The 13,701-nt window shown below is 63.6% G+C and carries 12 protein-coding genes; 11 read left to right on the forward strand and 1 reads right to left on the reverse strand.

Going from position 1 to position 13,701, the window contains the following annotated elements:
- The first annotated feature begins 287 nt into the window (after positions 1-287).
- The 8 genes from ACO550_RS30400 to ACO550_RS30435 all read left to right on the forward strand — a co-directional run bounded on the left by ACO550_RS30400 (position 288) and on the right by ACO550_RS30435 (position 9,282).
- Positions 288-677 carry an OsmC family protein gene (locus ACO550_RS30400; RefSeq protein WP_315598692.1) on the forward strand — a complete coding sequence of 130 codons (390 nt, stop codon included), beginning with the start codon at positions 288-290 and terminating at the stop codon, positions 675-677.
- Positions 678-1,035: 358 nt separating this feature from the next.
- Positions 1,036-1,857: a hypothetical protein gene (locus ACO550_RS30405; protein WP_315598691.1), complete on the forward strand. Its 822-nt coding sequence runs from the start codon at positions 1,036-1,038 to the stop codon at positions 1,855-1,857.
- Positions 1,858-2,198: 341 nt separating this feature from the next.
- Positions 2,199-2,831 (forward strand): response regulator, encoded by a 633-nt coding sequence (locus tag ACO550_RS30410; protein ID WP_315598690.1) that lies wholly within the window; start codon positions 2,199-2,201, stop codon positions 2,829-2,831.
- Entirely contained in the window at positions 2,828-3,256 is a 429-nt protein-coding gene (locus ACO550_RS30415) for an Hpt domain-containing protein (RefSeq protein WP_315598689.1), read from the forward strand. The genes ACO550_RS30410 and ACO550_RS30415 overlap by 4 nt, the downstream gene beginning before the upstream one ends.
- Before the next feature lie 120 nt (positions 3,257-3,376).
- On the forward strand, positions 3,377-4,348 hold the full coding sequence (locus ACO550_RS30420; RefSeq protein ID WP_315598688.1) for a VTT domain-containing protein: 972 nt from the start codon (positions 3,377-3,379) through the stop codon (positions 4,346-4,348).
- Positions 4,349-4,432: 84 nt separating this feature from the next.
- Entirely contained in the window at positions 4,433-7,162 is a 2,730-nt protein-coding gene (locus ACO550_RS30425; protein WP_315598687.1) for a hypothetical protein, read from the forward strand.
- A gap of 135 nt (positions 7,163-7,297) precedes the next feature.
- Positions 7,298-8,308 carry an MsnO8 family LLM class oxidoreductase gene (locus tag ACO550_RS30430; RefSeq protein WP_315598686.1) on the forward strand — a complete coding sequence of 337 codons (1,011 nt, stop codon included), beginning with the start codon at positions 7,298-7,300 and terminating at the stop codon, positions 8,306-8,308.
- Positions 8,309-8,511: 203 nt separating this feature from the next.
- Complete coding sequence (locus ACO550_RS30435; RefSeq protein WP_485995063.1) at positions 8,512-9,282, forward strand: lipoyl protein ligase domain-containing protein; 771 nt, start codon at positions 8,512-8,514, stop codon at positions 9,280-9,282.
- Positions 9,283-9,348: 66 nt separating this feature from the next.
- Here ACO550_RS30435 and ACO550_RS30440 read toward each other — a convergent pair whose 3' ends face one another.
- Positions 9,349-10,116: a DUF3047 domain-containing protein gene (locus tag ACO550_RS30440; RefSeq protein ID WP_315598685.1), complete on the reverse strand. Its 768-nt coding sequence runs from the start codon at positions 10,114-10,116 to the stop codon at positions 9,349-9,351.
- A 117-nt stretch (positions 10,117-10,233) separates the two neighbouring features.
- On the opposite strand from ACO550_RS30440, the gene ACO550_RS30445 reads away from it, so the two are divergent.
- The 3 genes from ACO550_RS30445 to ACO550_RS30455 all read left to right on the forward strand — a co-directional run bounded on the left by ACO550_RS30445 (position 10,234) and on the right by ACO550_RS30455 (position 13,670).
- Positions 10,234-11,106: a polysaccharide deacetylase family protein gene (locus tag ACO550_RS30445; protein WP_315598684.1), complete on the forward strand. Its 873-nt coding sequence runs from the start codon at positions 10,234-10,236 to the stop codon at positions 11,104-11,106.
- A 95-nt stretch (positions 11,107-11,201) separates the two neighbouring features.
- Positions 11,202-13,307: an elongation factor G gene (gene fusA / locus ACO550_RS30450; protein ID WP_315598683.1), complete on the forward strand. Its 2,106-nt coding sequence runs from the start codon at positions 11,202-11,204 to the stop codon at positions 13,305-13,307.
- 111 nt (positions 13,308-13,418) lie between these two features.
- Positions 13,419-13,670 (forward strand): GlsB/YeaQ/YmgE family stress response membrane protein, encoded by a 252-nt coding sequence (locus ACO550_RS30455; RefSeq protein ID WP_315598682.1) that lies wholly within the window; start codon positions 13,419-13,421, stop codon positions 13,668-13,670.
- Positions 13,671-13,701: the final 31 nt, after the last annotated feature.

The raw sequence follows: 13,701 nt of genomic DNA on the forward strand, positions 1-13,701 counted from the left end.
AGTTTGCAGAAGATTTTTTTCTCTGCCGGTCAGCGCTGAAAAACCTCTCCAACCCCGCCCACTGCTGCCTCCCAACCCTTGTCGCGACTGCGTTTGCAGAGCGCTTTGTGTTGCGAGGGGGCGAATCTTAGATGAGCTTTTCCCTGCTGACAAGACTTTTGTCACAAAGACTTTAAAAAAGTCTGAAAGGGTCCCATGGGATACTTTTGGGAATCGATTTTCTTGTCGATGTATAGAATCAGGACTTCCAGGCCAGTTGCAGGCCTTCCGTGAACAGGAACGAACCCATGACAATCGAAGCAAAGTGGCTGGCCAGTTCAGGCTCCAGCGTCTGCGATCTAGGTAACGGTACGGCCAGATGGCAAAGTGACCTCGATGCACCCATGGGCGACCCGACGATTCCCAACCCCCACGATTTGCTCGACTCGGCGCTTGCGGCCTGCACGACCCTGACGCTGCAAATCTATGCGAAGCGCAAGGGCTACGATCTTCAGGAAGTACATGTCAGCGTCGCCCATGAAGAAACGCCTGGCGCCTACAAGATGGTACGCACCATCGCGTTGCGCGGTGAGTTGGCGACAAATGTTCGTGAGGACCTGCTCCGCGTGGCCAACAAGTGCCCGGTACACAAGTCACTGTCCGCCCAGATCTCGATCGACACCTCGCTGATCGACTAAACAATATCGCATAGATATTGACGGCTCAAATGATAATAGTTATCATTTGAGTTCTCGGGTTTTTGACACGACCTGAGTCAGCAAATGGGTTTCCGGACACGTTCGTGTCCGGCCTTTTTTTGCTTGCCATTCCTGCTGGCCGGTCATCCTGGCTACCTCCCCTTCTAGCTCCGCAAGCTTCAATACGTTGACCCACAACGGCACGCACCAGTCTTTGTTCGCTGGCCCACGAACTACATGACGCCACAGGCCGCAAACAGCACTCACCCGCTTTGTCGCACATTAGTCGCGGCTTAAGATGAACCTAAAAGAAAACATTGGCAGCACCAGGCAGGGATTCATCGGGAGCGGGGACATCTTGGCGAATTACATCGAAGAGTATTGCGCGCGTATCCGCCGTGGCGGCATACGCGGTATCGCGGAAAAGCCGGTAGTGGTTGACCAGGACGGGACCTACGTCATGACATACGTCCCCTATGAACACCGCAACGAAGGCGCGCGGTTGATGCTGGTAAGCACCACGCCTGGCCATACGCACGTACGGCTGGCTGCAGCGCTCACCGACGAACTGTTGCGCGCACATTCGCCGGGCAGGGTCATCCAGCGCGAGCACAAGCGACGCGTGGAACTCGGGGGCGGCATGGTCAGGCCTAACCTGATACGTATGCTCGACCATTTCCGCGTGCCGGAACTCATCGAACAGCCCCACGCCGCGGCCCTGTGGAATGAAGGCTTCCCCTTGGTGCAACCACTGACGCTGCTGCCGCACGCCACCACTCGGCGCGGCCTGGCGTTCGATGGCCCGTTGGAGGAACTGCTTGGGGTTCCGATGCTCCGCATGGTTTTCGAAGAACTGTTTTTGGCGGCCTTGCGCCAGTGCCGGGCCGACGCCGTCTACGTGGGTCTTGGGCGCACTGCCTGGGCAGGTCTGCTGCATGCCGTCCACCTCGGGCTACTGAGCCGCCACCAGCTGATTGGCATGATGCCGGTCCCGGCCCGCGCAGGCAGCATGGTCCGTTACTTCCTGCGCGAGGTCCGCGAACGCGACCTGTCGCCCAATGATCCCGTGCGTCACCGCCTGGCCTGGCTCGATGCGGCCCACGCCGAGATGGAGGCCGGTACGCGGCGTATCCGCGCGGCCATGGCGCCAGCCAGCCAACCGGACCGGCTCATCGCGTAGGCCGAAAACCGGAGTTCCATGGAATTTGTGCCGCATGCCCCACTACAGTAGGGATCAATGCCCCTGAGAAGCGTCGATAACCTCTCTTGAGGAATCTGACCTCCTCGCATTCCCGATTGGCGACCCCCGTAGCGCACGGTGGGTCGCAATTTTTTTGGGCGACCGCAAGGCGTTGAAGGGCAGCAGCGGCCAGATCGCTTCGATCTGGCGCAAGAAACACTGAACTGCGGAAATTTCCCACAAGAATTGCGGAAGCGTCGCATTTCCGGCGGCTTGCCACGTCCCTATACTGCCCCGTCATGTGAAACGCCCGGGCCACATGGTGGCAATGGGAGCAGGACATGACAACCATCCTGATCGTCGACGACCATCCCGCGTTGCGGCTCGCGCTGCGCGCGCAGCTTTCCCAATTGCTGGGCGTAAAGCGCATTCATGAGGCCGACAACGGACAGGCGGCCATCGACGCCGTGCGCCAGTTCAAACCCGACCTGGTCATCCTGGACCTCGACATTCCGCGCATGAGCGGGCTCGATGCCGTGCCGCGCATGCGCGCCTTGCATCCGCCCGTCCGGGTACTGGTCCTGACCGCCCAGGATCCCGTACCCTTCGCCGCGCGCGCCTTCCAGGCCGGGGCGCATGGTTTTGTCAGCAAGACCCAGGAGCTGGATGCCATCGTGCGGTGCGTGGAAAGCGTGCTCGGTGGCTTCACGGTGTTCCCCAGTAACAGTCCGCGCGATGCGCCGCGTGACAGCCAGGTTGTCGACGACAACGAAGGGCTGCGCAAGCTGACGGACAAGGAAATGGAAATCCTCCGCATGCTGGCGCGCGGCATGACCAACAAGTCCATTGGCAAGGCACTGTTCATCAGCAACAAGACCGTGAGTAGCTACAAGACGCGGATCATGGACAAGCTCAGCGCCGAATCCCTGGTGGACCTGATCGATTTCGCCCGTCGCTGCCGGTTGATACCATGACGCCCGCCCGCGCGCCTCCCAGACTGCCTGCCGAGGAACGCCGCGCAATCGGCGCCGCCCTGGCACACGCCGCGAGACACGACACCACCGTGCACGCCATGCTGGTGACACATCTGCTCGAAGGCAATACGTCCGACCTGGCCAATCTGCGGCGGGCTGTGTCCCGCCGCGACTGGCAGGCCGTGCATCGCAGCGTGCACCGGATCAAGGGCAGCGCGGCATTGGCGCGCTGCGCCACGCTGGTCGCGGCCGGCAAGTCCATGGAGTCAGCGGCGGGCCATGGCAATGCCGCAGTAGTCAACACACTGTTGCCTCGCTACACCGCAATCCTTGAAGAATTCAATGCCACACTGGCGGCACTGAGTCCGGCTGCCGGAAACGTTGCCGCAAGCAGGTCTGCGCCGAGTCATATTCAACACATTTGAACATCTGCGCATCGGCCGCGTGCAAGTCGTCCGGCGCGCTGGCACACTGTGAAACGGTTCCGGCAGCGCCCCCAGGTCTCATCCGCCGCCGGCCATGATCAATTTGGCAGGAGACATGTCGTGGGTGATTTGCAGGCCTTGCTCGATGGCCACGGGCTGATGCTGGTGTTCTTGAGTGTGCTGGCCGAACAGGCGGGACTTCCGGTACCGGCCTATCCGATGTTGTTCGTCGCCGGTGCGCTGTCGATGCAGGAAAGCGGGCCATCGATTGGCGCGGTACTGTTCGCAGTCATCTCCGCCTGCCTGATTGCCGACAGCGCCTGGTATTTTGCCGGCAAGCGGCTGGGCCAGCCCATGCTGCGTACGATCTGCCGCGTTTCGCTATCGCCAGACACCTGCATACGCCAGACCCAGTCGCTGTACCTGCGCGTCGGGCCGCGGTCGCTGATCTTTGCGAAACTGTTGCCGGGGGCCGGTGCGCTATCGACTGCGATGGCAGGCATGACCGCAACACCTTTCCTCACTTTCATTTTCTACGACGCGCTTGGCGCGCTGGTGTGGGCCGGCGGTGCATTATTGGCGGGCGTGGTGTTCAGCGACTTCGTCGACACCATTCTTGCCGCCTTCAGCGCCTACGGGCATATCGCGGTGATGATTGTGGCCGCGGCGTTCGTACTGTTCATTGCCTGGCGCTTCTGGCTGCGCTGGCGTCTGCTGCGCCGCACTGGCCTCATTCCACGCATGACCGTCATGGAACTGGAGCAGCGGCGCAACGCCGGAGACAGGCCGGTTGTGGTTGTCGATGTACGCGCCCACGGCGACACGCCCATCGAACGCATTCCCGGCGCGCTTGTCATGGAACTGCACGCCCCATTCGATGCGCTGGCTGAACAGGACGCCGCATCCGACATCGTCGTGTATTGCGCCTGCCCTCATGAAATGTCCGCAGCCGTGCTGGCTGAACGCCTGCGGACCGCTGGCTACGCGAATACATGGGCGCTGGCCGGCGGCTTTGATGAATGGAAGCGGCTGCAGGGCGTTCTGGTCGAAAACACTGCGCCCGATTCGCCAAAGCAGGCGGCCGCCCACTAGCACGCCGCAACCGCGTGCCCCGCACTTTCTGTTTGCCGGCCCCTTCCTATACTTGGCGCAGACCGTCAGTGCAGGGGGTGCGGCATGTCGGGAGAAGACCATGGCTGGGCCGATGAAGCCGCGCGCGTAGCGCACCGCAGGCGCGCACTGGGCATGCCGGATCGTCAGGACCCGGATTCCAACCTGGCCCTGGCACTTTCGGGTGGCGGTATTCGCAGCGCCACCTTCTGCCTGGGCGTGATGCAGGCGCTGGCCGAGGCGCCGCAGCCGTTGCCAGCGGCCCCTGCCCCGCAGGCGGCTTCCACCGATAACCCCGGCATCCGCTCGATACTGGCGCGTTTCGACTATCTGTCCACGGTCAGCGGCGGCGGATACATCGGCGCTTTCTTCGCCAGCCTGTTCGTACCTGGCCGCCTGCAACGCGGAACCAATCCGCTCCAGGCTGCCGAGCAAGCGTACCGTACGCTGCAGCACGAGCCACCGGGCCGCATTCGCACCGGGGAGTCGTATGCCAATGCGCCAGGGCGTGCCGCCATGGCCTGGCTACGCGAGAACGGCCGCTACCTGACACCAACCGGTGCCGGCGACAACCTTTACGCGGCCGCCGTCATCGTGCGTAACTGGCTAGCGATGCAATACGTGGTCGGCAGCGCCCTGCTGGTAATACTGGCTGCGCTGGCGCTGGCACTGCATCTGGCCACGGGCGCATGGCCCAGTCTGGGCCGCAGTGAAATGGACTTGCTGCACGATGCCCGGCAGGCTTTCAACGAAGGCACGCTGGCCATCTGGTGGAGCGAGTATCTCTGGCTGCCGGTCATCTCGGCCTTGCTATTGGCCGTACCGCCCGGCGTTGCCTACTGGATGGTCTACCCAAGGTCCGACGATCCGCGCCAGCCGGTTGCCGCGCTGAACCAGGCCACGCTGCTGGCACTCATGATTGGGGCGCTGTTCCTGCTTGCGGCCTGGTGGTTCCAGAAGCTCGAGCCGGGTCTGCGTCTGGCCGGGGCATGCCTGGCAATTGGCAGCCTGGTATGGCTAGCCGTGGGTACGTGTTTCATGCTGCTGGGGCCCGCTCCACGCACGGTGACCACCTATCGTGTCAGGGCCACCCGAGCGCTGCGCGGGGCAATGACGGTCACGGCCGCGCTGGCCGCACTTGGCGCGGCCGATACGGTGGCCCGCACCCTCTATCTCTACAGCTTCATGGCCGCTCGGCCTTGGGGGGCCATCGGAGCCGCCCTGGCGCTGGGCCTGTTGGTCTGGCTGATTCGCTATGGCGCCACATTGCTCGACAACGGCAAGAGGGGCGCCACTGATTCGCCATGGCGCGCAATACTGGCGCGGCTACCGGTGTCGTTGCTGGCCGGGCTCGTGGCTGCGCTGCTGGCGCTATTGCCATTCGTACTATGGTCGTGGGTCGTGCTGTGGGTGCGATGGGATGGCCGGGAACCGGTCGACTGGCTGGTGTTCGGCAAGGCGTGGACGACCCCGGCGCTGGCTGCCCTGTTCCTGCTTGCGCTGTGCATGGCTGTGCTGGTCGGACGCTTTGCCGGCTTTCTCAACCTGTCGACGCTGCAATCGTTCTACGCATCACGGCTTACGCGCGCCTATCTTGGTGCCTCGAATGGCCAGCGCTTCCACACACCGGCGGCCGACCCGCAAGACCGCCGGCGCTTCAGCGTGGCCGAGCCGGCATCCGACGACGCCCTGAACCTCAACGAATACTATGACCCACGGGTGCTGGCCCCGCTTCACCTGATCAACATCACGTTGAACCAGACCGTGGACCCGGCCGAGCAACTGGTGCAACGCGACCGCAAAGGCAAGCCGCTTTGCGTTGGCCCCGGTACGGCGCTGGTGCAACCGGGCGGCGCCCAGCAACTGACCGCCGATTCCTATGCACGTTTCACGGTCGACGGCAAACTGTGCTGTGCCCACTCGCAGCAACTGACCGGCCGCGCGGGACGCGCCACGGAAATGGCGCAGGCGCGCACCGTTGGCGACTGGATCGCCATCTCGGGCGCCGCCGTCTCCACCGGCCTGGGTCGTGCATCGACGCTGGGCACCTCGCTGTTGCTGGGGCTGGCAAATCTGAGGCTTGGCATCTGGTGGCCGTCCCACATGGCGCATGGCACTTCCTGCGGCCCCGCATCGTCGGCCATGCTTCAGCAGACCGATGCAACGCCCGGATTGCTTGGCCGGCTATTCCGTACCCAGTATTACCTTGCCTGCGAACTGACTGCGTGTTTCCACGGCACGCGGCGCCGCTGGCAATATCTTTCCGACGGCGGCCATTTCGAGAATACCGGCGTCTATGAACTGCTACGGCCCGAACGGCGCATCAGCCTGGTCGTGTTGTGCGATTGCGGCTGCGATGCCGACTTCCGCTTTGGCGACCTGGCCAACCTGATCCGGCTCGCCCGCATCGATTTTGGCCTGGAGATCGTAGTCGACAGTGCCTGCGCACGGGACCCGGTGCTCGGCAGCGTGTTTGGCACGCCCGAAGACTTTGCGGATCCGGCCTCCGCCGATGCGCAGCAAAAGGTGGCGCTACTGCTCAATGTCCATGCGGCAGGCCAGACCGGGGCGCGCGACAGCGCGCCGGTGATGCGGATTGTTTTGCTCAAGCCACGCCTGACGGCATCGGTGCCGGCCGACGTGCGCCAGTATGGCGGGCTCCATCCAGCGTTCCCGCAGGAAGGCACCGCCGACCAGTGCTTCGACGAAGCGCAGTGGGAAAGCTATCGCGCGCTCGGCCTGGCCATCGGCCGCCGGATCGCCACCGGGCCGGTCGCCGCACGGCTGTTCGGCTAGACCCATGAAGCCGAGGCCATGTGGCCCCACGGCCAGCATGGCCTCTTGGCCACCGCCAGCAAGATCCGGCCGGTGTGACTACCATAGCCCGTCCAAGAATCGAACACGCGCGGTCTATCCGCCGCGTTGCATGCAATGATCCCCTTTTCCCTGCTGGACCTTTCCCCTGTTGCCGAAGGCAGCGATGTAGCGCAGGCCATGCATAACACGCTGGACCTGGCACGCCACGCGGAGCGGCTTGGCTTTCGTCGTTTCTGGCTGGCCGAGCACCACAACATGCCCGGCATTGCCAGCGCCGCCACCGCCGTACTGATTGGTTATGTTGCGCAAGGCACGTCGACCATCCGCGTCGGCTCGGGCGGCATCATGCTGCCCAACCATTCGCCGCTGATGGTGGCCGAGCAGTTCGGCACGCTGGCGTCGCTGTATCCGGGCCGTATCGACCTGGGCCTGGGCCGCGCACCGGGCTCCGATCAGGCCACGGCACGTGCGCTGCGCCGACACCTCAACCACGACACTGCCGACACCTTCCCGCAAGATGTTGAGGAGCTGCAGGCGTACTTCGATGATGTCCGCCCGGGCCAGCGCGTGCGCGCCGTGCCGGGCGCGGGGCTCAAGGTGCCGCTATGGCTGCTTGGCTCGAGCCTGTTCAGCGCGCAGCTTGCGGCGGCCATGGGCTTGCCGTTTGCCTTCGCCTCGCATTTCGCACCCGGCTTCATGCGCCAGGCCGTGGATCTGTATCGCCGCACGTTCCGCCCGTCCGAACAGCTCGACCGGCCGCACGTCATGCTGGGCCTGAATGTATTCGGTGCCGAGACCGGCGACGAAGCACGCCGGCTATTCAGTTCGCTGCAGCAGCAGTTCCTGGCGCTGGTGCGTGGCACGCCCGGCCAACTGAAGCCACCGGTCGACGATATTGCGCGCTTGTGGGACGCCAGCGAAGCCGATCATATCCGCCGCTCGCTGGCATGCTCGGTAGTTGGCGACCCCGCTGCCGTGCGCGACGGCATCCAGCGCTTTGTCGATGATCTGCGTCCCGACGAGTTGATGCTCACCGGACAGATATACGATCACGCTGCCCGATTGCGCTCGTTTGAAATCGCCGCCGATGCGATGCGCAATCTACAACCGTTGCCAGTCATCTGAGATTCGAAACCTGCAGCATGAAAAGAAAAAACCGCGGCAATTTGCGCGGTTTTTTCTTTTGCTGGTTTGACCCGTCGAGGTCAGGCCCTTGCCAACCGGAACGTCGCGCCGCAACTTTTTAGCACCGGACTGGCGCACGGTGCGTTCTGCGTGGAAAATGCGTTATCCGCCGCGCGCGGCAACCAGATAAATGTCGAGGCGCCATGACCGTCATGACCTCAATGAACTCCACGACGTTTTCATTTGTCGATCCTGATCCGGCCGAGGCCGATCCGTTGCAAGGCGAACTGGCGCTGCTCGATCATGCCGCGCGCGTGGGGCCGGTCGCACAGCTTTGGGAAGCGCCGCTGTCACTGGTGATTCCCCGCAGCTATTTGCGCCAGCCCGGCCTCGATGCGGCCCGCGCCGATTTCGCCGCGCGCGGATGCCCGGTCTGGCTGCGCATGTCGGGGGGCGGACTGGTTCCACAGGGTCCAGGCATTCTCAATGTGAGCCTGGCCTATGCGGTGCCCAAGGGGGCGGCCACGTGGATGGAACCGGTGTATCTGCATCTGTGCGAAGTCATCGCGGCCGGGCTGCGCGAAGTTGGCGTGGAAACCCACTGGCAGGCCGTGGAGGGATCATTTTGCGATGGCCGCTACAACCTGGCCTGGGGTCCTGGCGACCGCGCGCGCAAGATTGCCGGTACCGCCCAGTACTGGCGCCGCGCACCCGCCGAATTCCAGTCACCGGACGGGCAGCGCCATCTGGTACTGGCACACGCAATCCTGCTGGTCGATGCCGATCCGGTGGCAATCAACGAACGCGCCAATGCTTTTGAAGCGGCCATTCACAGCGGACGCCACTACGATCCGGCCAAGGTCGTCAGCGTGCGCGAGGCGGCCGGGCTGCCCGACGGCCAGGGGCTGACCGACCGGGTCGTGACGGCGATCCGCGAAGCGGTGCTGCAGTCTGTCCCCCCAGGACATCCGTAATAACAACCAGCGATCACCACAAGCGATCGCATCGGTTGCGCACGCGACGCTAGTCCGCTTACTCGCTCACTGTTCCGCCGAGAAGCGGATATCGCCGTACCAGGCGCGTGCGGTGCCGCCGGTATTGTCGCTGTCGGTCAGGATTCCGTAGCCCGCCACCTTGCCCGGCTTCTCGTGGAACACTTTCTCGAAATCGCTGGCGACATTGCGGCGCAGACTCTGCCATTTGCCCACCTCGCTGCCCACCACGATCATCTGTACGCGGCTAGTGTGAGGATTGGCGATCACCGTTCCCACCGGCGCGCTGTTGGTCCAGATGTACATCAGTGTGGCGTAAGGCAATTTCTCGCCTACGGCATTGGCGGCGAGCATCTCCGCGCGGTCGCCTAGCGACAGGCCATTACTGCGGCCATCGAAGAAGAACACCAGCCTGGCCGGTGCATCCTCGCGGTCACCCACGCTGTTGTCCGCATTCGGGATGGCTGCGGCAACTTTCCAGCGCCAGTTCACGAACGGGGTCTTCGACAAGTCGACATCGCCTTCATGCACCAGCCCCGACGCCGCGCTGCTGGCATCGGCCTGCAGCACCGTGGTGCCTTGCTCGGCCACCAGCGTGTAGTGGGTCAGCGTCTTGCCAGATACAACCGGCTTGTTCTGCCAGCCCTCGGGCAATGGCCCGCCGGGCTTACCCGCCGAAAACGCGACGCCCGCATCGGCCGCGTTGGCCAACAGTGGGGCGCAGCAACACAGGAAAGACAGCAAGACTGAAGTTCGTGGCCGCAGCATGGATACCGCCTTCTTGTTGGTGGAGTGAGCGCCGGTGGCTGCCACCATTCTAGGTACCCCGCTGGCGCGCCGCAGTGAGTCGAACGCTGAATGCGCGATCGGACTCGCGCTGACACAGGCTGGCATACTTCCGGGCAATCGTATTGCTGTGGAATATTTCGCGTCTTGAACATCACATCCGTTTCTTTCCTGCGTCGCGCCCTGACGATGGCCGGCGTTGCCCTGGCCGTGTCCGGCTGCGCCCTGACCCCGGTCACCCCGCTCACTCCGAACACGGCTGCCCGCCTCGCACCGGTGCGCTTCCTGCTGACGTTCGACGACGGCCCGGACAGCGGCCCCTATGGTGGCACGCCGGAGATCCTGCGCCAGCTTGCCGACAATCCGATCGCGCCGGGAATCAAGGCAATCTTCTTTGTCCAGACCGAACACCCGCGGCGTGGCGGCGGTCCTGAAGGCCGTGCGCAGATGCACGATACCTGTGCGCAGGGCCAACTGATGGCTGTGCACAGCGGTGTCGTCGAAGGCCACGTATCGCATACGAAGCTGGCGCCCGACGTCCTGGCCGCATCGCTGCGGCGCGGAGAAGCCGATATCGTTGCGCAATGCGGCCGCGTGGCCAAGATAGTACGGCCACCAAACTGGGCATTCAGCGCGGAAACCGAAACGATCTATCGTCAGGTCGGGCTGGGCATGCTGATGGCCGACGCCAACGCGCGCGACGGCAAGTTCTACGGCTGGCACTTCAGCCTGCGCCGACGCCCGCACATGCGCCATGAACTCGAACGTGTTGGCCAGGCCATGGTTGCGCAGCGGCTGCAGCCGGTAGATGGCGTAACGCCGGTGATCGTGGCCTTCCATGACCCCAACGGCTTCACGGCATCGCACATGACCGACTATCTGCAGATCCTGGTGGATACGGCCCGCGACAATGGCTTGCCACTGGCCAACCCGCCGTTCTATACCGATACACAGGCGGCCGGGCGCGCTGCATTGGTGCGCGCCAGCGCCGGCGTCTACGCCCGCGAAAGCTGGCCCTGATTGCCTCGCCATGCCTTATGCGGCGCGGGGGAATACGGGCGCGGCGTGGAAGTGCTACGCTAACGGCCCGTGGTGCCCTAACCAGGAGAAACACCGTGCCCCGCAAGACCCCCATCGAACGCTATCGCAACATTGGCATCAGCGCGCATATCGACGCCGGCAAGACCACGACGACGGAGCGCATCCTCTTCTACACCGGCGTGAACCACAAGCTGGGCGAAGTGCACGACGGCGCGGCCACCATGGACTGGATGGAGCAGGAGCAGGAGCGCGGCATCACCATTACGTCGGCCGCCACTACTGCGTTCTGGAAAGGGATGGCCAACAACTATCCCGAGCATCGCATCAACATCATCGACACGCCGGGCCACGTCGACTTCACGATCGAGGTGGAACGCTCGATGCGCGTGCTCGACGGCGCCTGCATGGTCTATGACGCCGTGGGCGGCGTGCAGCCGCAGTCGGAAACCGTCTGGCGCCAGGCCAACAAGTACCGCGTGCCACGCATCGCATTCGTCAACAAGATGGACCGCGTCGGTGCGGACTTCCTGCGTGTGCGCGACCAGATTCACTCACGCCTCAAGGGCAATGCCATTCCGATCCAGATTCCGGTCGGCGCCGAAGACGACTTCAAGGGTGTGGTCGACCTGGTCAAGATGCAGGCGATCGTCTGGGACGATGACAGCCAGGGCGTACGCTTCGAGTACACCGACATCCCCGCCAATCTCAAGGAGCTGGCGCAGGAATGGCATGACAAGATGATCGAGGCCGCGGCCGAGGCCAGCGAGGAACTGCTGGAAAAATATCTTGGCGGCGAGACCCTGACCGAGCAAGAGATCAAGGCCGCGCTGCGCAAACGCACCGTGGCGGGCGAGATCGTGCCGATGCTGTGCGGCAGCGCTTTCAAGAACAAGGGCGTACAGGCCATGCTGGACGCCGTGATCGACTACCTGCCGTCGCCGGTGGACGTACCCGCCATCCTGGGCCACACCGAGGACGACAAGGAAGCCGAACGTCATCCGAGCGACGACGAGCCATTTTCCGCGCTGGCGTTCAAGATCATGACCGACCCGTTTGTCGGCCAGCTGATTTTCTTCCGCGTGTATTCGGGCGTGGTCAACTCGGGCGATACGGTCTACAACCCCGTCAAGTCCAAGCGTGAGCGCCTGGGCCGTATCCTGCAGATGCACGCCAACGTCCGCAACGAGATCAAGGAAGTGCGCGCCGGCGATATCGCCGCGGCGGTGGGTCTCAAGGAGGCCACCACCGGCGATACGCTATGCGATCCCGACAAGGTCATCATCCTGGAACGCATGACGTTCCCCGAGCCGGTGATCTCGCAGGCCGTGGAGCCGAAGACCAAGGCCGACCAGGAAAAGATGGGCATCGCGCTGAACCGCCTGGCCCAGGAAGATCCGTCGTTCCGCGTGGCCACCGACGAGGAATCGGGCCAGACCATCATCTCGGGCATGGGTGAACTGCACCTGGAAATCCTGGTGGATCGCATGAAGCGCGAGTTTGGCGTGGAAGCATCGGTCGGCAAGCCGCAAGTGGCCTACCGCGAGACCATCAAGACTGCCGCCAAGGATGTGGAAGGCAAGTTCATCAAGCAATCGGGCGGCCGCGGCCAGTATGGGCATGTGGTGCTGAACGTGGAGCCGTTGCCGCAAGGCGGCGGCTACGAGTTCGTCGATGCCATCAAGGGTGGCGTGGTGCCGCGCGAATTCATTCCGGCGGTGGACAAGGGGATTCGCGAAACGCTGGAAACCGGCGTGCTGGCCGGCTATCCGGTCGTCGACGTCAAGGCCACGCTGGTATTCGGTTCGTACCACGACGTGGACTCGAACGAGAATGCGTTCCGCATGGCCGGTTCGATGGCCTTCAAGGAGGGCATGCGACGCGCCAAGCCGGTACTGCTGGAGCCCATGATGTCGGTGGAGGTGGAGACGCCCGAGGAATTTACCGGCAACGTGATGGGCGACCTGTCATCGCGGCGCGGCATGGTGCATGGCATGGAGGACATCCTGGGCGGCGGCGGCAAGATCGTGCGTGCCGAGGTTCCGCTGGCGACGATGTTCGGCTATTCCACGTCACTGCGCTCGCTGACGCAGGGCCGTGCCACGTTCACGATGGAGTTCAAGCACTACACCGAGGCGCCGGCCAACGTGGCCGAGGCCGTGATCAGCTCGCGCAGGGCCTGACGCAACGACGGCCGGACGGCGATGTGAAAATTTTCACATCGCCGGTTTCTCCCGCAACGGTCCGGCTCGTGGCATGATGGCGACGTCCCAACCGACTCCAGGGAGCGCATCATGATGGCATTTCTCGGTACGGTATTCGTTGGCCTGATCGTTGGACTGATTGCTCGCGCGATCAAGCCCGGCGACGACAAGATGGGCTGGATCATGACGATCATCCTGGGGGTTCTGGGAGCGCTCGCGGCGGGCTATGTCGGCCGGGCGATGGGCTTCTACCAACCCGGGCAACCCGCTGGCTGGATTGCGTCGGTGCTTGGCGCCATCGTCCTGCTGGTCATCTATGATCTGGTACGGCGTAAATCCTGAAACGCCACCTCCAAATCCGCACTACGCACGA

Source organism: Cupriavidus sp., from assembly GCF_057315035.1.